Annotated in this window: 23 protein-coding genes and 1 tRNA gene; 13 read left to right on the plus strand and 11 right to left on the minus strand. The window is 68.6% G+C overall.

Features of this window, described 5'->3' with window-relative positions; genetic code table 11:
• Nucleotides 1-13 precede the first annotated feature (13 nt).
• The 3 genes from ACIUM1_RS19745 to ACIUM1_RS19755 all read left to right on the plus strand — a co-directional run bounded on the left by ACIUM1_RS19745 (nt 14) and on the right by ACIUM1_RS19755 (nt 4,364).
• Nucleotides 14-1,408, plus strand: a complete 1,395-nt coding sequence (locus ACIUM1_RS19745; protein WP_406814279.1) for a sigma 54-interacting transcriptional regulator — start codon at nt 14-16, stop codon at nt 1,406-1,408.
• The gene (locus ACIUM1_RS19750) at nt 1,401-3,434 is read left to right on the plus strand and encodes a vWA domain-containing protein (protein WP_406814280.1); all 2,034 of its coding nucleotides are present in this window, start codon (nt 1,401-1,403) and stop codon (nt 3,432-3,434) included. Before ACIUM1_RS19745 ends, ACIUM1_RS19750 begins: the two co-directional genes overlap by 8 nt.
• Nucleotides 3,435-3,515: 81 nt before the next feature.
• Complete coding sequence (locus ACIUM1_RS19755; RefSeq protein WP_406814281.1) at nt 3,516-4,364, plus strand: aldo/keto reductase; 849 nt, start codon at nt 3,516-3,518, stop codon at nt 4,362-4,364.
• Nucleotides 4,365-4,374: 10 nt separating this feature from the next.
• Here ACIUM1_RS19755 and ACIUM1_RS19760 read toward each other — a convergent pair whose 3' ends face one another.
• The 7 genes from ACIUM1_RS19760 to ACIUM1_RS19790 form a co-directional block, all read right to left on the minus strand.
• Entirely contained in the window at nt 4,375-4,977 is a 603-nt protein-coding gene (locus ACIUM1_RS19760) for a DUF1707 domain-containing protein (RefSeq protein WP_406814282.1), read from the minus strand.
• A 132-nt stretch (nt 4,978-5,109) separates the two neighbouring features.
• Complete coding sequence (locus ACIUM1_RS19765; protein WP_406814283.1) at nt 5,110-5,916, minus strand: enoyl-CoA hydratase family protein; 807 nt, start codon at nt 5,914-5,916, stop codon at nt 5,110-5,112.
• Nucleotides 5,916-7,082 carry an acyl-CoA dehydrogenase family protein gene (locus ACIUM1_RS19770; RefSeq protein ID WP_406814284.1) on the minus strand — a complete coding sequence of 389 codons (1,167 nt, stop codon included), beginning with the start codon at nt 7,080-7,082 and terminating at the stop codon, nt 5,916-5,918. Before ACIUM1_RS19770 ends, ACIUM1_RS19765 begins: the two co-directional genes overlap by 1 nt.
• A complete protein-coding gene (locus tag ACIUM1_RS19775; protein ID WP_406814285.1) occupies nt 7,079-9,067 on the minus strand; it encodes a biotin carboxylase N-terminal domain-containing protein in 1,989 nt (662 codons plus the stop codon). The genes ACIUM1_RS19770 and ACIUM1_RS19775 overlap by 4 nt, the downstream gene beginning before the upstream one ends.
• 5 nt (nt 9,068-9,072) lie before the next feature.
• Entirely contained in the window at nt 9,073-10,602 is a 1,530-nt protein-coding gene (locus tag ACIUM1_RS19780) for an acyl-CoA carboxylase subunit beta (protein WP_406817762.1), read from the minus strand.
• A gap of 62 nt (nt 10,603-10,664) precedes the next feature.
• The gene (locus ACIUM1_RS19785) at nt 10,665-11,813 is read right to left on the minus strand and encodes an acyl-CoA dehydrogenase family protein (RefSeq protein ID WP_406814286.1); all 1,149 of its coding nucleotides are present in this window, start codon (nt 11,811-11,813) and stop codon (nt 10,665-10,667) included.
• Nucleotides 11,810-13,513 (minus strand): acyclic terpene utilization AtuA family protein, encoded by a 1,704-nt coding sequence (locus tag ACIUM1_RS19790; protein WP_406814287.1) that lies wholly within the window; start codon nt 13,511-13,513, stop codon nt 11,810-11,812. The genes ACIUM1_RS19785 and ACIUM1_RS19790 overlap by 4 nt, the downstream gene beginning before the upstream one ends.
• 331 nt (nt 13,514-13,844) lie before the next feature.
• Here ACIUM1_RS19790 and rpmF point away from each other — a divergent pair, with 331 nt between their 5' ends.
• From rpmF to ACIUM1_RS19815, 5 genes are all read left to right on the plus strand, one after another.
• The gene (rpmF, locus tag ACIUM1_RS19795; RefSeq protein ID WP_003872812.1) at nt 13,845-14,018 is read left to right on the plus strand and encodes a 50S ribosomal protein L32; all 174 of its coding nucleotides are present in this window, start codon (nt 13,845-13,847) and stop codon (nt 14,016-14,018) included.
• A gap of 224 nt (nt 14,019-14,242) precedes the next feature.
• Nucleotides 14,243-14,929 carry a two-component system response regulator MprA gene (gene mprA / locus ACIUM1_RS19800; RefSeq protein WP_406814288.1) on the plus strand — a complete coding sequence of 229 codons (687 nt, stop codon included), beginning with the start codon at nt 14,243-14,245 and terminating at the stop codon, nt 14,927-14,929.
• Between the two features lie 16 nt (nt 14,930-14,945).
• Nucleotides 14,946-16,514, plus strand: a complete 1,569-nt coding sequence (locus ACIUM1_RS19805) for an ATP-binding protein (protein WP_406814289.1) — start codon at nt 14,946-14,948, stop codon at nt 16,512-16,514.
• A 72-nt stretch (nt 16,515-16,586) separates the two neighbouring features.
• Entirely contained in the window at nt 16,587-18,107 is a 1,521-nt protein-coding gene (locus ACIUM1_RS19810; protein ID WP_406814290.1) for a S1C family serine protease, read from the plus strand.
• Between the two features lie 59 nt (nt 18,108-18,166).
• Entirely contained in the window at nt 18,167-18,664 is a 498-nt protein-coding gene (locus ACIUM1_RS19815) for a molybdenum cofactor biosynthesis protein B (RefSeq protein WP_406814291.1), read from the plus strand.
• A gap of 49 nt (nt 18,665-18,713) precedes the next feature.
• Here the strand turns inward: ACIUM1_RS19815 and mscL are convergent, their stop codons facing one another.
• The 4 genes from mscL to ACIUM1_RS19835 all read right to left on the minus strand — a co-directional run bounded on the left by mscL (nt 18,714) and on the right by ACIUM1_RS19835 (nt 21,020).
• Nucleotides 18,714-19,172 (minus strand): large-conductance mechanosensitive channel protein MscL, encoded by a 459-nt coding sequence (mscL, locus tag ACIUM1_RS19820; protein WP_406814292.1) that lies wholly within the window; start codon nt 19,170-19,172, stop codon nt 18,714-18,716.
• 67 nt (nt 19,173-19,239) lie between these two features.
• Nucleotides 19,240-19,920: an SAF domain-containing protein gene (locus ACIUM1_RS19825; protein WP_406814293.1), complete on the minus strand. Its 681-nt coding sequence runs from the start codon at nt 19,918-19,920 to the stop codon at nt 19,240-19,242.
• Nucleotides 19,921-19,984: 64 nt separating this feature from the next.
• A complete protein-coding gene (locus ACIUM1_RS19830) occupies nt 19,985-20,332 on the minus strand; it encodes an FmdB family zinc ribbon protein (protein ID WP_406814294.1) in 348 nt (115 codons plus the stop codon).
• Nucleotides 20,333-20,420: 88 nt separating this feature from the next.
• Nucleotides 20,421-21,020, minus strand: a complete 600-nt coding sequence (locus ACIUM1_RS19835) for a 5-formyltetrahydrofolate cyclo-ligase (protein WP_406814295.1) — start codon at nt 21,018-21,020, stop codon at nt 20,421-20,423.
• A 75-nt stretch (nt 21,021-21,095) separates the two neighbouring features.
• Between ACIUM1_RS19835 and ACIUM1_RS19840 the strand changes: the two genes are divergently transcribed.
• The 5 genes from ACIUM1_RS19840 to ACIUM1_RS19860 all read left to right on the plus strand — a co-directional run bounded on the left by ACIUM1_RS19840 (nt 21,096) and on the right by ACIUM1_RS19860 (nt 25,509).
• A complete protein-coding gene (locus tag ACIUM1_RS19840; RefSeq protein ID WP_406814296.1) occupies nt 21,096-22,007 on the plus strand; it encodes a UTP--glucose-1-phosphate uridylyltransferase in 912 nt (303 codons plus the stop codon).
• A 126-nt stretch (nt 22,008-22,133) separates the two neighbouring features.
• Entirely contained in the window at nt 22,134-23,423 is a 1,290-nt protein-coding gene (gene glp, locus ACIUM1_RS19845) for a gephyrin-like molybdotransferase Glp (protein WP_406814297.1), read from the plus strand.
• A 17-nt stretch (nt 23,424-23,440) separates the two neighbouring features.
• Nucleotides 23,441-24,100 carry a GNAT family N-acetyltransferase gene (locus ACIUM1_RS19850; RefSeq protein WP_406814298.1) on the plus strand — a complete coding sequence of 220 codons (660 nt, stop codon included), beginning with the start codon at nt 23,441-23,443 and terminating at the stop codon, nt 24,098-24,100.
• Between the two features lie 221 nt (nt 24,101-24,321).
• On the plus strand, nt 24,322-25,386 hold the full coding sequence (gene glpR / locus ACIUM1_RS19855; RefSeq protein ID WP_406814299.1) for a gephyrin-like molybdotransferase receptor GlpR: 1,065 nt from the start codon (nt 24,322-24,324) through the stop codon (nt 25,384-25,386).
• 50 nt (nt 25,387-25,436) lie between these two features.
• Nucleotides 25,437-25,509, plus strand: a tRNA-Ala gene (locus ACIUM1_RS19860).
• Nucleotides 25,510-25,566: the final 57 nt, after the last annotated feature.

Raw genomic sequence — 25,566 nt, forward strand, 5'->3', positions numbered from 1 at the left:
GTCGTAGCGTGGAGTGGTGACATCACCGAGCAACCTGCCCCGCACCGTCGGCGAACTGCGTGCCGCCGGGCATCGCGAACGGGGAGTCAAGCAGGAAATCCGCGAAAATCTGCTCGCCCGCCTGGCCGAAGGCGGAGATGGTGAAGCCATCTGGCCGGGCATTCTGGGATTCGACGACACCGTCTTGCCCCAGCTGGAGCGGGCCTTGATCGCGGGCCACGACTTCGTTCTGCTCGGTGAACGCGGCCAGGGCAAAACCCGGCTGCTGCGCGCGCTGACCGGATTACTCGACGAGTGGACGCCGGTGATCTCCGGGGCCGAACTGGGTGAGCACCCCTACTCGCCGATCACCCCGGAATCCATCCGCAAGGCCGCCACCCTGGGCGAGGACCTGCCCATCGAATGGAAGCACCGCAGCGAGCGCTATACCGAAAAGCTCGCCACCCCGGACACCAGCGTCGCCGATCTGGTCGGTGACATCGACCCGATCAAGGTCGCCGAGGGTCGCAGCCTCGGGGACCCGGAGACCATCGCGTACGGACTGATTCCGCGCGCGCACCGCGGCATCGTCGCGGTCAACGAACTGCCCGACCTCGCCGAGCGCATCCAGGTGTCGATGCTGAACGTGATGGAGGAACGCGACATCCAGGTCCGCGGGTACACGCTGCGGTTGCCGCTGGACGTGTTGGTGGTCGCCAGCGCCAACCCCGAGGACTACACCAACCGGGGACGCATCATCACCCCGCTCAAAGACCGGTTCGGCGCGGAGATCCGGACCCACTACCCGTTGGAGCTCGACGCCGAAGTCGGCGTGATCGCCCAAGAAGCGCACCTGTCGGCCCAGGTGCCCGAATACCTGATGCAGGTCATCGCCCGGTTCGCGCGCTACCTGCGCGAGTCCAACTCGGTCGACCAACGCTCCGGGGTGTCGGCGCGGTTCGCGATCGCCGCCGCCGAGACCGTCGCCGCGGCCGCGCGGCACCGCGGCGCCGTGCTGGGGGAGACCGACCCGGTGGCCCGGGTGGTCGACCTGGGCACCGTGATCGACGTGCTGCGCGGCAAGCTGGAATTCGAATCCGGCGAGGAAGGCCGCGAACAGGCCGTGCTCGAACACCTGCTGCGCCGGGCCACCGCGGACACCGCGTCGCGGGTGCTGGGCGGCATCGACGTCGGTTCGCTGGTTGCCGCGGTCGAGGGCGGTTCGGCGGTGACGACGGGTGAGCGGGTGTCGGCCAAGAACGTGCTGGCCGCGGTTCCGAGCCTGCCGGTGGTCGACAAGATCGCGGCCAAGGTCGGTGCGCAGTCCGAAGGCGAACGCGCCGCGGCGCTGGAGCTGGCGCTCGAAGCCCTGTATCTGGCCAAGCGCATCGACAAGGTATCCGGGGAGGGTCAAACCGTCTATGGCTAGGTTTGATGGTGACGACCCGCAGCGCCCGGCTTCGCCGCGCTTGCGATCGTCACGAGGGCACTCCTCGCGCTACTCGGCGTACACCGGCGGGCCCGACCCGCTGGCCCCGCCGGTGGATCTGCGCGAGGCGCTCGAGCAGATCGGCCAGGACGTCATGGCCGGCACCTCGCCGCGCCGTGCCCTGTCCGAGCTACTACGCCGCGGCACCAAGAACATGCCCGGCGCGGACCGGCTCGCCGCCGAGGCCAACCGCCGACGACGGGATTTGTTGCGACGCAACAACCTAGACGGAACCCTGCAAGAGATCAAAAAACTCCTGGACGAGGCCGTGCTGGCCGAACGCAAGGAGCTGGCCCGCGCCCTGGACGACGACGCCCGCTTCGGCGAACTGCAGCTGGACGCGCTGCCGTCGTCGCCGGCCAAGGCCGTCCAGGAGCTGTCCGACTACAACTGGCGCAGCGGTGAGGCGCGCCAAAAGTACGACCAGATCAAAGATCTGCTCGGCCGCGAGCTGCTGGATCAGCGCTTCGCCGGCATGAAGCAGGCGCTGGAGGGTGCCACCGACGAGGATCGTCAGCGGGTCAACGACATGGTCAACGACCTCAACGACCTGCTGGACAAGCACGCCCGCGGCGAGGACACCCAGCAAGACTTCGACGACTTCATGGACTCCCACGGCGAGTTCTTCCCGGAGAACCCGCGCAACGTTGATGAGTTGCTGGACTCCCTGGCCAAGCGCGCCGCCGCCGCGCAGCGGTTCCGTAACAGCCTGAGCGCCGAGCAGCAAGCGGAGCTGGATGCCTTGGCGCAGCAGGCTTTTGGCTCGCCATCGCTGATGCAGGCGCTGAGCCGGCTCGACGCGCACCTGCAGGCGGCGCGGCCGGGCGAGGACTGGAGCGGGTCCGAGCAGTTCTCCGGCGACAACCCGTTCGGGATGGGTGAAGGCACCCAGGCGCTGTCCGACATCGCCGAACTGGAGCAGCTGGCCGAGCAGCTGTCGCAGAGCTATCCGGGCGCCACCATGGACGATGTCGACCTGGACGCGCTGGCGCGTCAGCTCGGTGACGATGCGGCCGTCGACGCGCGAACGCTTGCCGAATTGGAACGCGCGCTGGTCAATCAGGGCTTTTTGGACCGCGGCTCCGACGGCCAGTGGCGGCTGTCGCCGAAGGCCATGCGTCGACTCGGCGAGACCGCGTTACGCGATGTGGCACAACAACTCTCCGGTCGCCGCGGCGAGCGCGACCACCGCCGCGCGGGAGCGGCCGGTGAGCTCACCGGCGCCACCCGGCCCTGGCAGTTCGGCGACACCGAGCCGTGGAACATCCCCCGCACTTTGACCAATGCCGTTCTGCGGCAGTCGGGAACCGCCACCCTGGACGGCCCGGACCGGCGGTTGAAGATCACCGTCGACGATGTCGAGGTCTCCGAGACCGAGACGCGCACCCAGGCCGCTGTCGCGCTGCTGGTCGATACGTCGTTCTCCATGGTGATGGAGAACCGCTGGCTGCCCATGAAGCAGACGGCGCTGGCGCTCAACCATCTGGTGTGCACCCGGTTTCGTTCGGACGCGTTGCAGATCATCGCTTTTGGCCGATACGCACGGACCGTGACCGCTGCCGAGCTCACCGGCCTGGAGGGCGTGTACGAGCAGGGCACCAACCTGCATCACGCGCTGGCGCTGGCCGGTCGCCACCTCCGCCGCCATCCCAACGCGCAGCCCGTGGTGCTGGTGGTGACCGACGGGGAGCCGACCGCACACCTGGAGGACTTCGACGGCGACGGCACCACCGTGTTCTTCGACTACCCACCGCATCCGCGGACCATCGCCCACACCGTGCGCGGCTTCGACGAGATGGCGCGGCTGGGCGCCCAGATCACCATCTTCCGGTTGGGCAGCGACCCGGGCCTGGCCCGGTTCATCGACCAGGTCGCCCGGCGCGTCGCGGGACGGGTGGTGGTGCCCGATCTGGATGGACTGGGAGCGGCCGTCGTCGGCGACTACCTGCGGTCGCGCCGCCGTTAACCGGCGCGCCGGCTTGGCAACGCCGGTGCAGGATTGGTGTTTTCTCGACCGGGTACAGAAACGTGGAGAAGGAGGAGACGCATGAGCCAGGTTCCAACGATCGAACTCAACGACGGTGTGCGCATTCCGCAGCTGGGCTTCGGGGTATTCCAGATCAAGCCCGACGAGACCGCGGCGGCGGTGAAGACCGCGCTCGAGATCGGCTACCGCCACATCGACACGGCCGAGATGTACGGCAACGAAAAGGAAGTGGGGCAAGGCATCCGCGACGCCGGCCTGGATCGCGGCGAGGTCTTTGTCACCAGCAAGCTGAACAACGGATCTCACCAGCCCGACGACGCGCGCCGCGCCTTCGACGAGACCTTGAAGAAGCTGGATTCCGACTACGTCGACTTGTTCCTCATTCACTGGCCGCTGCCCACCCTCTACGACGGCGACTTCGTCTCGACGTGGAAAGTCTTGGAAGAGTTCGCCCGGGATGGACGGGCCCGCAGCATCGGGGTCTCGAATTTCCAAGTGGCACATCTGGAACGGCTGGCCAACGAAACCGAGACCGTCCCGTCCGTCAACCAGATCGAGTTGCACCCATACTTCGGCAACGACGAGGTCCGAGCCTACGACCGTGAGCATGGCATCGCCACCGAGGCGTGGGCGCCCATCGCGCAGGGCAAGGTGCTCGGTGATCCGGTGATCAACCGGATCGCCGAGGCGCGCGGCAGGACCGCGGCACAGGTGGTGCTGCGCTGGCACATTCAGCGGGGTGACATCGTCTTCCCGAAATCGGTGACACCCGAACGGGTCAAAGAAAATTTCCAGCTGTTCGATTTCGAGCTGGACGACTCCGGCATGGACGCCATCTCGGCGCTGAACAAGGGTGAGTCGGGACGCAACGGCCCCAACCCCGACACGTTCGACTACGTGCCCGATTAAGGGGTTTCTGCTAGCCGCGTGGCCGACGGGCTTTGCGGATGATGCCGACGGCACCCCACAGCGAGAAGCCGTGAATGTGCACCGTCGGCGCGCCCGGCGCGCCCTTGCCGGGGACGGCGCGGTCGAAGTTGCCCATCACGCCGCGGCCGTGCACCTCAACATTGACCTCCGGCGGCAGCAAAATGTTTTGCACACCCATGATCGACATCGCGTGGATGTCGACCTCGGTCGAGGTGAAGTCGGCGTAGCGCAGATCGACCACCCCGCTGCCCCACAGGGTGAAGGTGGTGAGCTTCTTCGGGACGTTCCATCGGCCGCGCCGCTCGAAGCCGCTCATCAACGCCAGCAGTAGCGTCGACGGCGCCGGATTGGGCTTGCCGCCGCGGCGCGGGCTGATCGGCGTTCCCGGTAGGTCGGCCCGCAGCCGATCCAGTTCCTCATACGTTGTCGCCGCGTAAGCCCTGGTCAGGCGGTCCTCATAATCGTTCAGCTGCAGCCGGCCCTGCTCGGCCGCATACGCGAGCAGCTGCGCAATCTGGATGCGATCAGTATCAGCTGCGCGCGACGGCTCGCCGCGTGTGTCCTCCGCATCCCGTTGCGTTGAGTTGCTCATCACCCACGAGCCTACGACGTCCCGGTTTTGCTGCAAGAGGATTGGCTAAACTGCAACCTTGCGCCGGCCCGCGCCGCGCCGCCGACCGTCCGGCCTGGCCCATTGTTTGACATCTGGCTAACTTCTCGGTGGCTAACTCACCCAATAGGGCGACCGCTTCTCCAGGAACGCCAGCATGCCTTCGCGGGCTTCGTCGGACACGAAGAGGCGGGCCGATTCCTCGGCGAGCCGTTCGGCGTCGCGGTCGAACCCGTCCAGCACCGCGGCCGTGGTCAGTGCCTTGGACGCCGCGAGGCCCTGCGGCGAGCCGCGGCCGATGTCGGCCACCAGTTTGTCGACCGCGGTCTCGACGTCCTCGGCGGCCTCGGTGATCAGTCCGATCTCGGCCGCCCGGCCGGCGTCGAACGTCTCGCCGGTCAGGTAATAGCGCGCCGCGGCCCGCGCCGACAGTTTCGGCAGCAGCGTCAACGAGATGATCGCCGGGGCGACCCCGATCCGGGCCTCGGTCAGGGCGAAGGTGCTGCCCGGACCCGCGATCGCGATATCACAGGCACCCACCAGACCGAATCCACCCGCCCGGACGTGCCCGTTGATCGCGGCGATCACCGGCAGCGGCGAGGAGACGATGGCCCGCATCAAGGCGGCCATCTCCCGGGCCCGGGCGACGGCCATGTCATAAGGTGACGGCGGCGGTGACCCCCCCGGCCCGGCTGCACCGCCCGCCTCACTCAAATCCGCACCGGCACAGAAGGTTCGACCGGTGTGGCCCAGGACCACCACTCGCACCGCCGGATCCGCCGAGGCGTCGCGCAGTCCCTGATGCAGCTGGTCGACCAGCGTGGTGGACAACGCGTTGCGGTTGTCCGGTGAGTTCAGTGTCAGCCGCGCATACGGCCCGCCCGTGCCGGCCGGCCCGGCGTATTCGACAAGCGTGTCCATCAGTAGCTTCGCGGCAGGCCCAGCGATGTCTGCGCGACGAAGTTGAGCACCATCTCGCGGCTGACCGGGGCGATGCGGCCCAGCCTGGCCGAGGCGAGCATCGCGGCCACGCCGTACTCCTTGGTCAGCCCGTTGCCGCCCATCGACTGCACCGCCTGGTCCACCGACCGCGTGGCAGCCTCCGCCGCCGCGTATTTGGCCATGTTCGCGGCCTCGGCCGCGCCCATGTCGTTGCCGGAATCGTAGAGTGTGGCGGCCTTCTGCAGCATCAGCTTGGCCAGCTCTACCTCGATGTGGCACTGCGCCAAGGGGTGTGACAGACCCTGGTGCGAGCCGATGGGCGTGCCCCACACCTGCCGGGTCTTGACGTAGTCGGCGGCCTTGTTCAGGGCGAACCGTCCCATCCCCACGGAGCTCGCCGCGCCCATGATGCGTTCCGGGTTGAGCCCGGCGAAAAGCTGTGCGATGGCGGCGTCTTCGGCGCCGACGAGCGCGTCGCTGGGCAACCGGACGTCGTCGAGGAAGACCTGGAACTGGCGTTCGGGACTGATCAATTCCATTTCGATCGGCGTATAGGTGAAGCCGGGCGCGTCGGTGGGCACCACGAACAGCGCGGGGCGCAGCTTGCCGGTCTTGGCCTCCTCAGTGCGGGCCACCACCAGCACCGCCTGCGCCTGGTCGATGCCGGAGATGTAGACCTTCTGACCCTTGAGGATCCAGTCGCTGCCGTCTCGGCGGGCGGTGGTGGTGATCTTGTGCGAGTTGGAGCCGGCGTCCGGCTCGGTGATGGCGAACGCCATCGTCAGGGTGCCGTCGGCGATACCGGGAATCCAGCGCTTCTTCTGCTCCTCGGTGCCGAACTTGCTGATGATGGTTCCGTTGATGGCCGGCGAGACGACCATCAGCAGCAGCGCGCTACCGGCGGCCGCCATCTCCTCCATGACCAGTGACAGCTCGTACATGCCGGCGCCGCCACCGCCGTACTCCTCGGGCAGGTTCACCCCCAGGAAGCCCAGTTTGCCTGCCTCGTACCATAATTCGTCGGTGTGCTCGTGGGCGCGGGCCTTGCGCAGGTAGTACTCGCTGCCGTAGTTGGCTGCCCACGCGGCCACCGACTTGCGTAGCGCCTGACGCTCTTCGCTTTCGATGAAGCTGGTGTCGGTCACGCTGGATCTCCTTCTGATTGCGGCGCTTCCACTCTTGCCAGCACAGCGCCAACTTCGACTTGCTGACCGGTCTTGACGTTGAGTTCTGCGAGCACCCCGTGGACCGGGGCGGCGATGGTGTGTTCCATCTTCATCGCCTCCAGCCAAATCAGTGGCTGGCCGGCGGCGACGGTGTCGCCGATCGCTGCGCCCAGCCGGATGACGCTGCCGGGCATCGGGGCGACCAGGGAGCCCTTTTCGAGGGTCGACCCGGGCTCGGGGAAACGCGGCAATGCGATCAGGTGTACCGGTCCGCGCGCGGAATCGATGTAGACGTCGGAATCGCCCGCATCGTAGCGCCGCACCGAAAAGCTGTGCTCGACACCGTCGACCCGCAGCACGACGTCATGTGCCGTGGCCGATACCAGCTGCACCGAGGGGTCGTCGGGGAGCGCCAAACCAGTTCTGCTGAACCGGTATTGGACCCTATGCTGGTCACCCCGGTCGTCGCGGTAGTCCTTGACCTGGTGGCCCGAGGCCAGGTTGCGCCATCCGCTGGGAACGGCGCTCAACACCGCGGCGCGGGCGCGGTTGTGTGCGGCGTCGGCGAGTGCGGCCGCGATGGCCGACAGGCGCACCACCGCGGCGTCGCCCAGCGGCGCCGCCAACCGCGCCAGGTCGTGAGTGTCGAAAAACGCGGTGTCGGTGGCACCGTCGAGGAACGCCGGATGGCGCAGCACGTTCACCAACAGATCGCGGTTGGTGCGCACCCCATGCACGCGGGCGCGGGCCAGCGCGTCGGCGAGAACCAGTGCCGCCTGACGGCGCGTCGGGGCGTAGGAGATGACCTTGGCCAGCATCGGGTCATAGTGGATCGAAACGGTGAACCCGTCGACGATTCCCGAGTCCAGCCGGATCCCGGTCCGCTGCCCGAGCGAGCCGAATTCGGTCCGGACCGACGGCACGTCGAACGCGTGCACAAGGCCGGCCTGCGGCTGCCAGTTCTTGGCGGGGTCCTCGGCGTAGAGCCGGGCCTCGACCGAATGTCCTTGGGCGGCAGGCGGTTGCGCGTCCAGGTGGGCGCCGTCGGCGACGGCAAGCTGCAGCTCGACGAGGTCGAGTCCGGTGGTCTCCTCGGTGACCGGGTGTTCGACCTGCAGGCGGGTGTTCATTTCCAGGAAGTAGAACTCGCCGTCGTCGTCGGCCAGGAACTCCACCGTCCCGGCCCCGGTGTACCCGATGGCTTCGGCGGCCAGCCGGGCCGCGTCGAACAGCTTGGCGCGCATGCCCGGTGTGCGCTCCACCAACGGCGAGGGGGCCTCCTCGATGATCTTCTGATGGCGGCGCTGGATCGAGCATTCGCGTTCGCCGACCGCCCACACGGTGCCGTGCGTGTCGGCCATGACCTGGACCTCGATGTGGTGTCCGGTGGGCAGATAGCGTTCGCAGAACACGGTCGGGTCGCCGAAGGCGGACTGCGCTTCCCGGCTCGCGGCGGCGACTTCGTCTGCCAGAGCGGACAACTCGCGGACCACCCGCATTCCGCGGCCGCCGCCGCCCGCGGATGCCTTGACCAGCACCGGCAGCTGCGCCTCGGTGACGGTCTCGGGGTCGAGCTCGTCGAGCACGGGCACCCCGGCCGCGGCCATCAGCTTCTTGGACTCGATCTTGGAGCCCATCGCGCGCACGGCAGCCACCGGCGGGCCGACCCACGTCAGGCCCGCGTCCCCGACGGCCGCCGCGAAGTCGGCGTTTTCCGAGAGGAATCCGTAACCGGGGTGTATCGCGTCGGCGCCCGCGGCGCGGGCGGCGGCGATGACGGCCTCGGTGTTGAGGTAGTCGTTGGTGTTGTCCAGCCGCACCCGGGCGTCGGCCTCGGCGACGTGCGGCGAGCCCGCGTCCGGCTCGGTGTAGACGGCAACGGTGCCCAGGCCGAGCCGACGGCAGGTGGCGAACACCCGCCGGGCGATCTCACCGCGGTTGGCGACCAGAACTCGAGTGATCATGGGGCTCACATCCGGAAGACGCCGAAGTTCGACGTCCCCTTGATCGGGCCATTGGCGATGGCGGACAGGCAGATTCCCAAGACGGTGCGGGTATCTCGTGGATCGATCACCCCGTCGTCGTAGAGCATCCCGGACAGCACCAGCGGCAGCGACTCGGCTTCGATCTGGCCCTCGACCGCGGCCCGCATCGCCGCGTCGGCCTCCTCGTCGACCTGCTGGCCACGCGCCTCGGCGGCGGCGCGCGCCACGATCGACAACACGCCCGAGAGTTGGGCGCCGCCCATCACCGCGGACTTGGAGGTCGGCCAGGCGAAGAGGAAACGCGGATCGTAGGCGCGGCCGCACATACCGTAGTGGCCCGCGCCGTAGGACGCACCGATCAACAGCGAGATGTGCGGGACGGTCGAATTGGACACGGCGTTGATCATCATCGAGCCGTGCTTGATCATGCCGCCCTCTTCATAGTCCTTACCCACCATGTAGCCGGTGGTGTTGTGCAAGAACAGCAGTGGCGTGTTGGAGCGGTTGGCCAGCTGGATGAACTGGGTGGCTTTTTGGGATTCCTCGCTGAACAGCACGCCGCGCGCGTTGGCCAGGATGCCGATCGGGTAGCCGTGTAGTTGCGCCCAGCCCGTCACCAACGAGGACCCGTACAGCGGCTTGAATTCGTCGAATTCGGAGCCGTCGACGATGCGGGCGATCACTTCCCGGGGATCGAACGGGATGCGCAGATCCGCGGGCACGATGCCGATGAGCTCCTCGGGATCGAACAGCGGCGCGGTGACCGGCTTGGGCTTCGGCCCCTGCTTGACCCAGTTCAACCGGGCAACGACCCGACGACCGATCCGGATCGCGTCGAGTTCGTCGACGGCGAAGTAATCGGCCAAACCCGAGACCCGGGCATGCATTTCGGCACCGCCGAGCGATTCGTCGTCGGACTCCTCGCCGGTGGCCATCTTCACCAGCGGGGGACCCGCCAGGAAGACCTTGGACCGTTCCTTGATCATCACCACGTGGTCGGACATGCCGGGAACGTAGGCCCCACCCGCGGTGGAATTGCCGAACACCAATGCGATGGTGGGGATTCCGGCCGCCGAGAGGCGGGTCAGGTCGCGGAACATCCGTCCGCCGGGAATGAAGATCTCCTTCTGCGTGGGCAGGTCCGCGCCGCCGGATTCCACCAGGGAGATCACCGGTAGCCGGTTTTCGAAGGCGATCTGGTTGGCCCGCAGGATCTTCTTCAGGGTCCACGGGTTGCTGGTGCCGCCTTTGACCGTCGGGTCGTTGGCGACGATCATGCATTCGACGCCTTCCACCACGCCGATGCCGGTGACCGTGCTGGCGCCGACCTTGAAGGCGCTGCCCCAGGCCGCCAGCGGGCTGAGCTCCAGGAACGGCGAATCCTGGTCGACCAGCAGCTCGATGCGTTCGCGCGCGGTCAGCTTGCCGCGATCATGATGGCGCGCAACGTATTTGGCCCCGCCGCCGGCCAGCGCGTTGGCCAGCTCGGCGTCGATCTCTTCGAGTTTGTTCATCGCCGCCGACGCCGCGTCGGTGAAGGCGGTGGCCTCGGCGTCGAGGGTGGACTTCAAGACGGTCACGATTGGTACCCCAGCAGTTTGGCGGACAGGGCGGTGAGAATTTCGGTGGTTCCTCCGCCGATGCCGAGGATCCTCATGTCGCGGTACTGGCGTTCGACCTCGGATTCGGCCATGTAACCCATGCCGCCGAACAGCTGAACGGCTTGGTTGGCCACCCATTCGCCGGCCTCGACGGCGGTATTCTTGGCGAAACACACCTGCGGAATCAGGTTCGTCTCACCGGCGAGCTGCCGCTCCACCACGCTGCGCGAGTAGACCCGGGCGACGTCGATCCGGCGGGCCATCTCGGCCAGCGTGTTCTGCACCGACTGCCGCGATATCAGCGGGCGACCGAACGTCTCACGGTCGCGACACCACTGCACCGTCAGGTCCAGGCAGCGCTGCGCGCTCGAATAGGCCTGTGCGGCAAGGCCGATCCGCTCGGCGACGAAGGCCTGTGCGATCTGGGCGAACCCGGTGTTCTCGGCGCCGACCAGGTTGGCCACCGGCACGCGGACGTCGGTGTAGGACAGCTCGGCGGTGTCCGAGGACCGCCAGCCCATCTTGTCCAGCTTGCGGCTCACCTCGAAGCCGGGCGTGCCCTTCTCGACGACCAGCAGCGAAACCCCGCCGGCGCCAGGGCCTCCGGTGCGCACCGCGGTGACCACGAAGTCCGCGCGGACACCCGAGGTGATGTAGGTCTTGGCGCCGTTGACGACATAGTGGTCACCGTGGCGGACCGCCGAGGTCCGCAGATGTCCGACGTCGGAACCGCCGCCGGGTTCGGTGATGGCCAGCGAACCGATCATCTCGCCCGCCAGCGTCGGGCGGACGAACTGCTCGATCAGCCGCTGATCGCCCGACGCGATCATGTGCGGCACCGCGATGCCGCAGGTGAACAGCGACGCGAACACACCGCCCGGCGCTCCGGCCTGATGCATCTCCTCGCAGATGATCACCGCGTCGGCTCCGTCGCCGCCGCCACCGCCGACCGATTCGGGGAAGCCCGCACCCAGCAGCCCGGCGGCCCCGGCGCTGCGGTGCAACTCGCGCGGCAGGTCGCCGGTGCGCTCCCACTCGTCGACGTGCGGCAGGATCTCGCGTTCTGCGAACGAGCGCACCGTCTTTCGCAACTGCTCGCGCTCGGGCGTGGTCCAAAGATTCACAGCAGACTCTCCGGGATGTCGAGGTAGCGGCCGCGGAGCCATTCGCCCAGCCCCTTGGCCTGGGGATCGAAACGAGCCTGGTAGGCGACGCCCTGGCCGAGGATGCCGTCGATGACGAAGTTGACCGCCCGCAGGTTCGGCAGCAGGTGGCGGGTGACGTCGAGGTGCGCCGCCTCGGGCAGCAGCTCCTTGAGCAGCTCGACGGTCAACGTGTTGGCCAGCCATCGCCATTGCTCGTCGGTGCGCACCCAGACGCCGACATTGGCCGAGCCGCCCTTGTCGCCGCTGCGCGCCCCGGCGATGCGGCCCAGCGGCGCGCGGCGGGTCGGTCCGGCCGGCGGCGGGTCGGGCAGCGATGGCTCAGCGGCCGGGGTTAGCTCCAAAGTCTCGGTGGCGCAGGGGATCTCAACCCGGGTGCCGTCGGCGTGAACCGCAACATGCGGTACCTGCTCGGCGGCGACGTAGCCCGGGCTGAACACGCCGTAGACCTGGCCGTCGCCCGGCGGGGCGGTCACGTGGAATCCCGGATAGCTGGCCAACGCCAATTCGACCGCCGCCGAGGAGAACTGGCGCCCGACGTTGGCGGGATCGGGGTCACGCACGACACAGTGCAGCAGGGCGCTGGCGGCTTCTTCGGTGTCGGCATCGGGATGGTCGGTGCGGGCCAGCGACCACTGCAGTTCGGCGGGCTTGACGGTGAGCGCGGTGTCGAGCTGCCGGCGCACCAACTCGGCCTTGGCCTCGATGTCCAGGCCGGTCAACACGAAGGTCATCGAGTTACGGAACCCGCCGATGCTGTTCATCGACACCTTGTAGGTGGGCGGCGGGGCTTCGCCGCGCACCCCGCTGATGCGCACCCGGTCCGGGCCGTCGGGCGACAACTCGACGGTGTCCATCCGGGCGGTGACGTCGGGGTTGGCGTAACGCGCCCCGGTGATCTCGTAGAGCAGCTGGGCGGTGACGGTGTCGACGCTGACCAGGCCGCCGGTGCCCGGGTGTTTGGTGATCACCGAGGATCCGTCGGCGCTGACCTCGGCCAAGGGGAAGCCGGCGTGGGTGAGGTCGGCGATCTCGGTGAAAAACGAGAAGTTGCCGCCGGTGGCCTGCACCCCGCATTCGATGACGTGACCGGCGACCACCGCGCCGGCGAGCCGGTCGTAGTCGGTGCGGCCCCAGCCGAAGTGCGCTGCGGCCGCCCCGACGATCACCGAGGCGTCGGTGACGCGGCCGGTGACGACCACGTCGGCGCCGTCGTTCAGGCAGTCGACGATTCCCCAGGCGCCCAGGTACGCGTTGGCGGTCAGCGGGGTGCCCAGCCCGAGCTCGGCGGCGCGCGGCAACAGGTCGTCACCCTCCACATGTGCGACGCGGGCGTCGATGCCCAGGCGTTCGGCCAGCGCGCGTATCGCGTCGGCCAGGCCGGCCGGGTTGAGGCCGCCGGCGTTGGCGACGATGCGGACCCCGCGGTCGCCGGCCTCGCCCAGGCAGTCCTCGAGCTGCGTCAGGAAGGTCTTCGCGTAGCCGCGGTCGGGATGCTTCATCCGGTCGCGCCCCAGGATCAGCATGGTGAGTTCGGCCAGGTAGTCGCCGGTGAGGTAGTCGACGTCACCGCCGGCGAGCACCTCGCGCATCGCCGACAGCCGGTCGCCGTAGAAGCCCGAGCAGTTCGCAATCCGGACGGCGCCGGAGGCAGAGGCCATGCCGTTCTCCCTTCCCGGACCCACCGACGAGTGACCAACCAACCGGTAGGTTATCCGCTACCGCCGGTGTCGAGTCAAGGACGCCGGCTGGCCTTCTGAGACGAGATTGCCACTATGGTCGTGAAAACCGGGCGGATCACAGCCGTCACGGCAATCTCGGCATCGCGGCGCCCATTTTGGCGACAAGCGGACCAGCGACTATCCTGATATGCGATCGTCGCCCGCCCGATCGGCTTACTTACTTACTTACTTACAAGCCACGCCGCGCGACATGCCGAACTGCAAGTCCCACGTCGATTTACCGAAGCAACACGAGGAGTTGGGCCCGACCATGGCCGTACCCAAGCGCAGAATGTCGCGCGCGAACACCCGTAGCCGGCGCGCGCAGTGGAAGGCCGAGAAGACCGAACTCGTCGGTGTGACGGTCGCAGGTCAGCGGCACAAGGTGCCCCGCCGGCTGCTCAAGGCCGCCCGCCTGGGCCTGATCGACCTCGACCGCCGCTAGCCCGATGGCGGCGGCCCGCCGCGCCCGGCTTCGCCGCGCTTGCGACCGCCGCTAGCCCGATGGCGGCGGCCCGCCGCGCCCGGCTTCGCCGCGCTTGCGACCGCCGCTAGCCCGATGGCGGCGGCCCGCCGCGCCCGGCGTCGCCGCGCTTGCGACCGCCGCAGCGAGCGCCGCACGGCGCGCCTCTCAGGTCAGTCTCAGGCGGTGGGACGAAACTAGGGGCCGTGCGAATACTGGTCGTCGACGACGATCGCGCGGTGCGTGAGTCGCTGCGCAGGTCATTGTCCTTCAACGGTTACTCCGTCGAGTTGGCCCATGACGGGGTCGAAGCCCTCGAACTGATCGCGAGCGATCGCCCCGACGCGCTGGTCCTGGATGTGATGATGCCGCGCCTGGACGGCCTCGAGGTGTGCCGTCAGCTCCGCAGCACCGGTGACGACCTACCGATCCTGGTGCTCACCGCCCGCGATTCGGTCTCGGAGCGGGTCGCCGGGCTGGACGCCGGCGCCGACGACTACCTGCCGAAGCCGTTCGCCCTGGAAGAGCTGTTGGCCCGGATGCGCGCCCTGCTGCGCCGGACCAAGCCGGAGGATGACGCGGAATCGGTGGCGATGACGTTCTCCGACCTGACGCTGGACCCGATCACCCGCGAGGTCACCCGCGGACAGCGACGGATCAGCCTGACCCGCACCGAATTCGCCCTGCTGGAGATGCTGATCGCCAATCCGCGCCGGGTGCTCACCCGCAGCCGTATCCTCGAGGAGGTCTGGGGATTCGACTTTCCCACCTCGGGCAACGCGCTGGAGGTCTATGTGGGCTATTTGCGGCGCAAAACCGAAGCCGACGGCGAGCCGCGGCTGATCCACACCGTGCGCGGCGTCGGTTACGTCCTTCGGGAGACACCCCCGTGACGATGCGGGTTCTCCGATGATCCGGTTCCACCGGCCTCAACGTCCACCGCTGCGCCCAGCGCTGCGCGCCACGCCCTCCTTGTCGTTGCGGTGGCGGGTGATGCTGCTGGCGATGTCGATGGTCGCCATGGTCGTCGTGCTGATGGCCTTCGCCGTCTACGCCGTGATCTCGGCCGCGCTGTACAGCGACATCGACAACCAGCTGCAGAGCCGGGCGCAACTGTTGATCGCCAGCGGCTCCCTGGCCGCCGACCCGGGCAAGGCCATCGAAGGAACGGCCTATTCCGACGTCAACGCGATGCTGGTGAACCCGGGCCACGCGATCTACACCGCGCAGCAGCCGGGGCAGACGCTGCCGGTCGGTGCGCCGGAGAAGGCGGTCATCCACGGTGACCTGTTCATGTCCCGGCGCACCGCCGGTGAGCAGCGGATCCTCGCCGTGCACCTGCAGAACGGCACCTCGTTGCTGATCTCCAAGAGCCTCAAGCCCACCGAAGCGGTGATGAACAGGCTGCGCTGGGTGCTGCTGATCGTCGGCGGCGTCGGTGTGGCGGTCGCCGCGGTGGCGGGCGGCATGGTGACCAGAGCCGGGCTGCGCCCGGTGGCACGCCTGACCGAAGCGGCCGAGCGGGTGGCGCGCACCGATGACCTGAGACCCATCCCCGTGTTCGGCAGCGACGAATTGGCCAGGCTCACCGAGTCGTTCAACCTGATGCTGCGCGCGCTCGCCGAGTCCCGGGAGCGGCAGGCCCGGCTGGTCACCGACGCCGGGCATGAACTGCGCACCCCGTTGACGTCGCTGCGGACCAACGTCGAGTTGCTGATGGCCGCGATGGAACCGGGGGCGCCGCGGCTGCCCGAGCAGGAGATGGTCGACCTGCGCACCGACGTCATCGCCCAGATCGAGGAATTGTCAACGCTGGTAGGCGATTTGGTGGACCTGACCCGCGACGACGCAGGCCAGGTGGTGCACGAGCCCGTCGACATGTCCGAGGTCATCGATCGCAGCTTGGAGCGAGTCAGGCGGCGGCGCAACGACATTCACTTCGACGTCGACGTAACGCCGTGGCAGATGTACGGCGACGCCGCCGGGCTGTCGCGTGCGGTGCTGAACCTGCTGGACAACGCCGCGAAGTGGAGCCCGCCCGGCGGGCATGTCGGTGTCACGATGCGCCAGCTCGACCCGTCGCACGCGGAGCTGGTGATCGCCGACCACGGCCCCGGTATCCCGCCCCAGGAGCGCAACCTGGTGTTCGAGCGGTTCTACCGCTCGATGACGGCGCGGGCCATGCCGGGCTCCGGACTCGGCCTGGCGATCGTCAAGAAGGTGGTGCTCAACCACGGGGGACTGCTGCGGGTCGAGGACACCGTCCCGGGCGGCCAGCCCCCCGGTACCTCCTTCTATGTGTTGCTGCCCGGCCGGCCGCTGCCCGCCTCGGCGTACTCCGAGGCTGCGGCCGACTCCGCAACCGGCCAGCTAGACGAGGCGACGGGCCCCGCCGACGCGGCGGCAGGCGATGAGGCGAACTCTCGGGAATCGGCGAACGTTATCTCAGTGGACTCTCAGTCCGCGCGGGCAAGGTAGGTCTGCGGCTACTGTTGAACCCAGCCGTCGACTTGCCGAAACACTGAGATAGAGGAAGAGCGACTTAGCGACATGACGAATGACCCGAGGTATTCGCCACCGCCGCAGCAGCCGGGATACCCTCCCGCGCCGAATCAGCCTGCGCCCACCCCCGGCCATGGGGGGCCCTCCGGCTATGCCCCGGGACAACAGCAGCCGTACAACCAGCAATATGACTGGCGCTATCGGTCGCAGCCCTCGTCGTCGCCGACGACGCAGTTCCGCTCGCCCTACGAGCCCTTCAGCAGCACCGGGCCGGGCCGGATCCCTGGGGGAACCGGCGTAGGCCAGATGCCGGGAGGCGCCGGCAGCGGTCCGGTTCCCGGCATGCTGCCCGGAATGCCCGTCCCGCCCGAACCCCAAAAGCGTTCTCGCACAGGCTTGATGGTCGTCGGTGCGGTGGCCATCGCGGTGGTGTCGGCCGGTATCGGCGGTGCCGCGGCCACAGCGGTCGAGCTCGGCACGCACACGACGGGCAACGGCGCCGGGCGGATCATCGGGGCGGCGCCCAGCGTCCCGGCCGCGAACATGCCGCCCGGCAGCGTCGAAGGGGTCGCCTCCAAGGTGGTGCCCAGCGTGGTGATGCTGGAGACCGACATCGGGCGGCAGTCCGAAGAGGGTTCGGGCATCATCTTGTCCGCCGACGGGCTCATCCTCACCAACAACCACGTGATCGCGGCCGCGGCCGGCCCGCCCAAGGGGCCCGCCGGCCCTCCCGGAGCTCCGCCCGAGGCTCCATTGCCGCCCGGCGGTCCGGGTGGGCCCGGCGGCGCCGGCGCCGGCGCGACGCCCAAGACGACGGTGACCTTCTCTGACGGTCGTACCGCACCGTTCACGGTGGTCGGCGCGGACCCCACCAGCGATATCGCCGTGATTCGGGTGCAGGGCGTCTCCGGGCTCACGCCCATCTCGCTGGGCTCCTCGTCGGACCTTCGCGTCGGTCAGCCGGTCGTCGCGATCGGATCGCCGTTGGGGTTGTCGGGCACGGTGACCACCGGCATCGTCAGCGCGCTGAACCGGCCGGTGTCCACCACCGGTGAGTCGGGCAACCAGAACACGGTGCTGGACGCGATTCAGACCGACGCCGCGATCAACCCCGGTAACTCCGGGGGCGCGCTGGTCAACATGAACGGCCAGCTGGTGGGCGTCAACTCGGCCATCGCCACCCTGGGCGCCGACTCGCCGGACGCCCAGAGCGGCTCGATCGGCCTGGGCTTCGCGATTCCGGTCGATCAGGCCAAGCGCATCGCCGATGAGCTGATCGCCACCGGCAAGGCCTCCCACGCCTCGCTCGGCGTACAGGTGACCAACGACAAGGGCACCCCGGGCGCCAAGGTCGTCGACGTCGTCGCGGGCGGTGCCGCGGCATCCGCCGGTGTCCCCAAGAACGTGGTCGTCACCAAGGTCGACGACCGGCCGATCAACAGCGCCGACGCGTTGGTCGCTGCCGTGCGGTCCAAAGCGCCCGGCGACAAGATCTCGCTGACGTTCCAGGATCCCGCTGGTGGCGGCAGCCGCACATTACCGGTCACTTTGGGGAAGGCGGATCAGTAGTGAGAGTGGACGAACCCTCGGCGACGGGATTGTCTGAGCTCGGATATACGGTTGCACCCATGGAAACGGGTGCGGAACTGGTAGTTGGCCGGGCATTGGTTGTGGTGGTCGACGATCGCACCGCTCACGGCGACGAGGACCACAGTGGTCCGCTGGTGACGGAGCTGCTGACCGAGGCCGGATTCGTCGTCGACGGTGTGGTCGCGGTCGCCGCTGACGAGATCGAGATCCGCAACGCGCTGAACACCGCGGTGATCGGCGGAGTGGATCTGGTCGTCTCGGTCGGCGGCACGGGCGTCACCCCGCGCGACGTCACCCCGGAGGCCACCCGCGAGATCCTCGACCGCGAAATCCTCGGGATCGCAGAGGCTATCCGCGGCTCGGGGCTGTCGGCGGGAATCATCGATGCCGCATTGTCGCGCGGTCTGGCCGGGGTGTCCGGCAGCACGCTGGTGGTCAACCTGGCGGGCTCCCGTTACGCGGTGCGCGACGGGATGGCGACGCTGAACCCGTTGGCGGCCCAGATCATCGGGCAGTTGTCCAGCCTGGAGATTTAAGCCTCGCGGCTAGGCGTGGTCCCAGTCCAGCCGGCGACATCGGCGTGAGTTATTTCGATTCGGCTTCCGCGCGGGGTCCGTGCTCCGGCGGGGGCGTGGTGCTGACGCTGCCGTGCCTGCCCGGCGATTCGCCGTTGGTCTGGGCGAGCAGGTCGCGGATCTCCTTGAGCAGGACGACCTGCGCGTCGTCGGCCGGCTCGACTTCACCGCGCTTGCGCAAAGTGGTGTAGGGCAGCACGACCAGGAAATAGACCACCGCGGCGATGATCACGAAGTTGATCGCCGCGGAAAGCACGTTGTTCAGGTCGATTGTCTGACCGCCGCCGATACTGATCCGCAAGATGCCGATATCGGACTTCTGATTGACGCCGATCCGGTTGATTAACGGTTTGATGATGCTGTCGGTGAACTGCGTGACAAGCGCGGTGAACGCGGTACCGATGACCACCGCGGTGGACAGGTCGATGATGTTGCCCCGCGACAGAAACTCCTTGAACCCTTTGAGCATTGGATGGCCTTTCTGGGAACTGGACAGAGTTTGCTGTCGACTCGGCAGGCCAACAACGGCCAGGCACTCAGTGCAGGGTGAGCGTCACGGTCTGACCCAGGGCCGACCCTGCCACCGTGTTCGCCACACGAGCCGGCAGCGCAACTAACACTACGCGGTCGCTGTCGGCGGCCTGAATTTTTTCTTTGGCCGACACCAGCACCACCACGGCGTCGGTGGCCACCACTTTGGGGGCGGCGTGGGTGCTGTCCGGCGCGGTGCCGGCCGGCGCGGCCAGCACGTCGACCACATCACCGACCCGTACCAGGTCGATCAGAGCGCCGTCGGCCAGGTGGAGCGGCACGATGCGGGCGCCCGGCTCCACCTTGGACCCGACGGCGGCCTCCGCCAGTCGGCTGCCCAGTAACCGGACGTCGGTGAGCACCTCGCCGCGCCGGGCCGGACCGGCCAGTGTCCAACCCACCACCGCTTCCAGCTCTGCTCGCGCCCCGTCGGGAACCGTTGCGGCCAAACGCTTTTCGAGACGAACGTCGGCGGGGGTCAACGGGGCACCGGGGCGCAGATCGTGGTCGGCAACCACGACCTGTGCATAGTCACCCGTGGGGTTGGAGCGCAGCGTCGCGACCCCGGCCAGCAGAACCAACCCGCCCGCGGCGATGCGGCGAGCCAGCACGGTGCGAGTCCAATCCGGGCGCAACCACAGCGACAGGCGGCTGAATGGGCTTGGGTTCAGCGATGATTCGCCCACGCAGCAACGGTAGGCGCGAGCCGGCGCGCGGGATGCCGGCCGGCGAGCCCGCTGTGGATAACTTTCAGTTGGTCGCGGCGGCGGAGGCGGTCGAGCTGCTGCTCGACTTGTCGCTGGAGCTGGAGCCGGACTTCTCGGTCGAGCCGGAGCCGGACTTGTCGCTGGAGCTGGAACCGTTCGATCCCGAGTCGCTCGACGAGGAGCCGTTGCTCGAACTCGACGACTTCTTGCCGGACTCGCGGCTGTCGGTGCGGTAGAAGCCGCTGCCCTTGAACACCACGCCGACGGAGTTGAAGCGCTTGCGCAGCCGCCCGGAGCAGCGTTTGCACGTGGTCAACGCGTCGTCGGTGAAGGCCTGCACGATGTCGAAGCGATCGTCGCACTCGGTGCACTGATAGCTGTAAGTCGGCACAAAAACCTCCGGATGATCGCAAACCTGATTAGCACTCTAGCGTCTCAAGTGCTAGAACCGCCACGTGACATGACTCATTCCCGCTATATCAGCGACCGACGAGATCGATCAATCCCTGTCGCGGGGTGAGCGCGTGGGTCATGGCGATGTCGTGCGGATCGGCCGGTACTTCGTCGAGTACTTCCGCGTCGCGAACGATCGCGATCAGCAGCGCATTCGGGTCGCGGCCGCCCAGCGAGCGGTCGTAGAAGCCGCGGCCCCGGCCCAGTCGCACACCGCGGCGGTCCACCGCCAGCGCCGGCACCAGCACCACGCCGGCTTGCGCCAGGGCCGACGCCGGCAGCCACGGTTGCGACGGCTCGAGCAGCCCCCACCGCCCGGTGGTCAGCGTGCCGGGCCGGTATTCGCCCCAGGACAGCGGCAGCGGGATGTTGTCGGCGGTGGTGCGCGCAACCGGCAACAGCACCCGCCCGGCGCGGCGCAGCAACATGTCCAACATCTCCACGGACCCGGGCTCGGTGCCCACCGGCACGTAGGCGCAGACGGTGCTGCCGCTGGTCACAACGCCTTCCAGCGCTTCCAGCCGCTCGCAGAGCTGCTGCGCCTCGGCGGCGCGAACGTCGTCGGCAACGTGTCGGCGGGCGGCGAGCAGCTGGTCGCGCAACGCGGCTTTGCTGGTGGTCGCCATGCGTCAACCATGACAGCCGGGTCTTTGCCCGCGCCACATCCACTCGGCTAGGGAATGCGGGTTATCGTGTGAACAATGTCAAGCCCAAACGTGGTGGTGCCACGCACTGCGGTCGTGCCCGCCGCGGGTCTCGGTACCCGCTTCTTGCCGGCGACCAAAACGGTCCCCAAGGAGCTGTTGCCGGTTGTCGATACGCCGGGCATCGAGCTGGTGGCCGCCGAGGCGGCCGAGGCAGGTGCCGAGCGCCTGGTGATCATCACCTCGGAGGGCAAGGACGGCGTCGTCGCGCACTTCGTCGAAGATCTGGTGCTGGAAAGCACGCTGGAGGAGCGCGGCAAGACGGCAATGCTGGACAAGGTCCGGCGCGCGCCGCAGCTGATCAAGGTCGAGTCCGTGGTGCAGAGCGAGCCGCTGGGCCTGGGACACGCGATCGGCTGCGTGGAGTCCCGGCTGGCCGACGACGAGGACGCCGTCGCGGTGTTGCTGCCCGACGACCTGGTGCTGCCCACCGGCGTGCTGGGCACGATGTCGAAGGTGCGGGCGCACTACGGCGGCACGGTGTTGTGCGCCATCGAGGTGACGCCCGAAGAGGTAAGCGCATACGGCGTTTTCGACGTCGAGCCGATTCCAGACGACGACAATCCGGACGTGCTCAAGGTCAACGGCATGGTGGAGAAGCCGAGGGCCGAGGACGCCCCGTCGCTGTTCGCCGCCGCCGGCCGATACGTGCTCGACCGCGCGATCTTCGATGCGTTGCGCCGCATCGAGCGTGGGGCCGGTGGGGAGGTGCAGCTCACCGACGGGATCGCGTTGCTGATCGCGGAGGGCCACCCGGTGCACGTGGTGGTGCATCGCGGATCTCGACACGACTTGGGAAATCCTGGCGGCTACCTCAAGGCTGCGGTTGACTTTGCATTGGATCGTGACGACTACGGCCCGGATTTGCGGCAGTGGTTGGTGGCGCGATTAGGCCTGGCCGAGCAGTAGCCGGGCGGTAACCCGGCTGGCGGACGACGGCGGGCCGGCGAACGCCTAGCGGTCCCGGGCGGGGATGCCCCGCCTGCGCAGTGAGCGGGTCGCCCTACCCGCGACTCGACGGCAGAGAGGCGCGCTGTGCGTTCGGTGGAAGAGCAGCAGGCCCGGATCACGGCGGCCGCCGTGGCCCCGCGGCCGATACGAGTGGCGATCGCCGAGGCGCAGGGTTTGATGTGCGCCGAGGAAGTGGTCACCGAACGCCCGATGCCCGGCTTCGACCAGGCCGCGATCGATGGCTACGCGGTGCGCAGCGTCGACGTGCTCGGTGTCGGCGAGGTGGGCAGCGAGGGTCTGCCGGGGCCGTTCGAGGACTCGGATGAAAGCGACGGCCGCGAGGGCCTGGTGCTGCCGGTGATGGGCATGGTCGAGGCCGGGTCGCGCACTCCCAGCCGGTTGCAGCCGCGCCAGGCCGTGCGCGTGCAGACTGGGGCGCCGCTGCCGACGCTGGCCGACGCGGTCCTGCCGTTGCGCTGGACGGACGGCGGTACGCAGCGGGTCCGGATCCTGCGGGGCGCCCCGTCGGGCGCCTACGTGCGCCGAGCCGGCGACGACGTCCAGCCCGGCGATGTGGCGGTGCGCTCCGGGGCCGTCATCGGTGCGGCGCAGGTCGGGCTGCTGGCCGCGGTCGGCCGCGAAAGGGTGCTGGTCCACCCACGGCCGCGGGTGACGATCATGGCGCTGGGCGGCGAACTGGTCGACATCTCGCGCACCCCGGGCAACGGCCAGGTCTACGACGTCAACTCCTATGCGCTGGCGGCCGCCGCCCGCGACGCCGGTGCGGAGGTCAACCGCATCGGGATCGTCAGCGGTGGTCCCCGGGAGTTGCGCGAGATCGTCGAGGGCCAGATCAACCGCGCCGAGGTGATCGTCGTCGCCGGGGCCGTCGGGGGCGCCGCGGCCGAGGCGGTGCGTCAGGTGCTCTCCGAGCTCGGCGAGATAGAGGTCGTGCGCGTCGCCATGCATCCGGGATCCATCCAGGGATTCGGGCAGCTGGGCCGCGAGGGCGTCCCGACCTTCCTGCTGCCGGCGAACCCGGTCAGCGCGCTGGTGGTGTTCGAGGTGATGGTCCGGCCGCTGATCCGGTTGTCGCTGGGCAAGCGTCAGCCGATGCGTCGCATCGTGCAGGCGCGCACGCTGTCGCCCATCACGTCGGTGGCCGGGCGCAAGGGCTTCTTGCGTGGCCAGCTGATGCGCGATCAGGAGAGCGGCGAGTATCTGGTGCAGGCGCTCGGCGGCGGCCCGGGCGCGTCGTCGCACCTGCTGGCCACCCTCGCCGAGGCGAACTGTCTGGTGGTGGTGCCCAGCGGCGCCGAGCAGATTCGCACCGGGGAGATCGTCGACGTCGCCTTCCTGGCCCAGCGCGGCTGAGCGAAACGACTGCACTGATGGTAAACCTGTTGCGCTCCAATTCTTCCCGTCATCCAGGGTGGCCCATGAGGGTTGGGCCCCTGCGGGTTCCGGCCGGCGTCGTCCGGCTGCGGGCGGTGCGGTTGCGTGACGGCGCGCAGTGGAGCCGGATCCGGCTGACCGATCGTGCGCATCTGGAACCGTGGGAGCCCAGCGCCGAGGGCGACTGGACGGCCCGGCATGCGGTGGCGGCTTGGCCGGCGCTGTGTTCGGGTCTGCGCGCGGAGGCGCGGCAGGGCCGGATGCTGCCCTACGTCATCGAACTCGACGGCCGGTTCTGCGGACAGCTGACCATCGGCAATGTCACCCACGGCGCGTTGCGGTCGGCGTGGATCGGCTACTGGGTGCCGCGGTCGGCCACCGGCGGCGGGGTCGCCACCGCGGCGTTAGCACTCGGGCTGGATCACTGCTTCGGCCCGGTCATGTTGCATCGGGTGGAGGCCACCGTGCGCCCGGAAAACGCCGCCAGCCGCGCCGTGTTGGCGAAGGTGGGCTTCCGCCAGGAAGGCCTGCTGCAGCGCTACCTGGAAGTCGACCGGGCGTGGCGGGACCACCTGCTGATGGCCATCACCGTCGAAGAGGTCAACGGATCGGTGGCATCGACGCTGGTCCGCGCGGGTAACGCCAGCTGGGCCTGACCGCTTCTCCTATCGGGGGTTCTGTGGACCCTTTTTGTCCGCCTCGGCGACCCACGCGCGAGTCCAAACCGTTGCCGATCTGGGACTAGCGCGACACGAGTGACTCATGGTGCTTGTGAGAGGCAAATTACAGGTGTGTAATTGTCCTGTTCAGTACGACCCGGCCGCGCTGGCCACCAATGGGCCTCGCGGGGGACGGACACCGAAGAGAGCAGGTCATCATGCCAAGCATCCCGCAGTCGCTGTTGTGGATATCGCTCGTGGTGCTATGGCTGTTCGTCTTGGTGCCGATGCTCGTCAGCAAGCGCGATGCGGTGCGGCGCACCAGCGACGTGGCTCTGGCGACCCGGGTGCTCAACGGCGGGGGCAACTCCCGGCTGATCAAGCGCAGCGGTCCGGCCGCCGGGCATCGCAGCGACCCCAACTGGACACCGCCGCAAGAGGATGCCGATGCCGATGCCGATGCCGACCTCGACGAGAAGCGCGACTTCTCCGAGGATGAAGACCGCGAATCCGACGACACCGACACCGACGAGCTGAGCCGCCGGCGCCCCGTCGTGATGCGGATGGCCGTCGCCGAGCCCACCGAGCCCGACTACCTCGACGTCGATGTCGTCGAGGATTCCCACGTACTTCCGGTCGGCGGCAGCGGTGCTGCGGCCGAGGCGGAGACGGCCGACATCGAGCCCGTCGAAGACGACGAGCCGGACACCGAGGCCGTCGCCCAACGCGAGGGCGAGGACGAGGACAGCTACGAGTACGTCGAGGACTCGTCCGGATTGGAGCCCGCGGCCGAAGGCGACGACGCCGAGGAGGAGGCGCCGGCACCCCTGCCGCGCAACGCCTCCCGGCGGCGCCGGTTCGACAACAAGACCGCCGCGGCGGTCAGCGCCCGCAAGTACGCCTTCCGCAAGAAGGTCCTGATGGTGATGGCGGTCGTCCTGGTCGGCTCGGCCACCGCGGCGTTCGAGATCTCGCCCACCGCCTGGTGGGTGTGCGGCACCGCCACCGCGATCACCCTGATGTACCTGGGCTACCTGCGGCGCCAGACGCGCATCGAGGAAAGGGTGCGCCACCGCAGGATGAAGCGGATGGCGCGGGCGCGCCTCGGCGTGGAGAACGCCTACGACCGCGACTACGACGTGGTCCCGTCGCGGCTGCGGCGGCCCGGCGCGGTGGTCCTGGAGATCGACGACGAGGACCCCGTGTTCGAGCATCTGGACTACGCGATGGCGATGCGGACCTTCGGTTGGCCCAGGGACTTGCCGCGCGCCGTCGGCGAATAGTGCGCGCGGTTCGGCGGTTGCCGCCGCGACTGGTAGCCTGCTAGCGGTCAGGGGCTATGGCGCAGTTGGTAGCGCGACTCGTTCGCATCGAGTAGGTCAGGGGTTCGATTCCCCTTAGCTCCACAAAGTTTGAGCAGGTCAGGCGGTGCACCGACCCGCTAGGGATACTTCCGCGTGCGC

The sequence above is a fragment of the Mycobacterium sp. M23085 genome (assembly GCF_045343915.1).
In the GTDB taxonomy this organism is placed as follows: Bacteria; Actinomycetota; Actinomycetes; order Mycobacteriales; family Mycobacteriaceae; genus Mycobacterium.

What these genes read in the sequence shown, in the direction of transcription:
- ACIUM1_RS19750 (WP_406814280.1), top strand. Translation starts at nt 1,401, where the DNA reads ATGGCTAGGTTTGATGGTGACGACCCGCAGCGCCCGGCTTCGCCGCGC.
- ACIUM1_RS19755 (WP_406814281.1), top strand. Translation starts at nt 3,516, where the DNA reads ATGAGCCAGGTTCCAACGATCGAACTCAACGACGGTGTGCGCATTCCG.
- ACIUM1_RS19760 (WP_406814282.1), bottom strand. Translation starts at nt 4,977, where the DNA reads ATGAGCAACTCAACGCAACGGGATGCGGAGGACACACGCGGCGAGCCG.
- ACIUM1_RS19765 (WP_406814283.1), bottom strand. Translation starts at nt 5,916, where the DNA reads ATGGACACGCTTGTCGAATACGCCGGGCCGGCCGGCACGGGCGGGCCG.
- ACIUM1_RS19775 (WP_406814285.1), bottom strand. Translation starts at nt 9,067, where the DNA reads ATGATCACTCGAGTTCTGGTCGCCAACCGCGGTGAGATCGCCCGGCGG.
- ACIUM1_RS19780 (WP_406817762.1), bottom strand. Translation starts at nt 10,602, where the DNA reads ATGAACAAACTCGAAGAGATCGACGCCGAGCTGGCCAACGCGCTGGCC.
- ACIUM1_RS19790 (WP_406814287.1), bottom strand. Translation starts at nt 13,513, where the DNA reads ATGGCCTCTGCCTCCGGCGCCGTCCGGATTGCGAACTGCTCGGGCTTC.
- rpmF (WP_003872812.1), top strand. Translation starts at nt 13,845, where the DNA reads ATGGCCGTACCCAAGCGCAGAATGTCGCGCGCGAACACCCGTAGCCGG.
- ACIUM1_RS19805 (WP_406814289.1), top strand. Translation starts at nt 14,946, where the DNA reads ATGATCCGGTTCCACCGGCCTCAACGTCCACCGCTGCGCCCAGCGCTG.
- ACIUM1_RS19810 (WP_406814290.1), top strand. Translation starts at nt 16,587, where the DNA reads ATGACGAATGACCCGAGGTATTCGCCACCGCCGCAGCAGCCGGGATAC.
- ACIUM1_RS19815 (WP_406814291.1), top strand. Translation starts at nt 18,167, where the DNA reads ATGGAAACGGGTGCGGAACTGGTAGTTGGCCGGGCATTGGTTGTGGTG.
- mscL (WP_406814292.1), bottom strand. Translation starts at nt 19,172, where the DNA reads ATGCTCAAAGGGTTCAAGGAGTTTCTGTCGCGGGGCAACATCATCGAC.
- ACIUM1_RS19835 (WP_406814295.1), bottom strand. Translation starts at nt 21,020, where the DNA reads ATGGCGACCACCAGCAAAGCCGCGTTGCGCGACCAGCTGCTCGCCGCC.
- ACIUM1_RS19840 (WP_406814296.1), top strand. Translation starts at nt 21,096, where the DNA reads ATGTCAAGCCCAAACGTGGTGGTGCCACGCACTGCGGTCGTGCCCGCC.
- ACIUM1_RS19850 (WP_406814298.1), top strand. Translation starts at nt 23,441, where the DNA reads ATGGTAAACCTGTTGCGCTCCAATTCTTCCCGTCATCCAGGGTGGCCC.
- glpR (WP_406814299.1), top strand. Translation starts at nt 24,322, where the DNA reads ATGCCAAGCATCCCGCAGTCGCTGTTGTGGATATCGCTCGTGGTGCTA.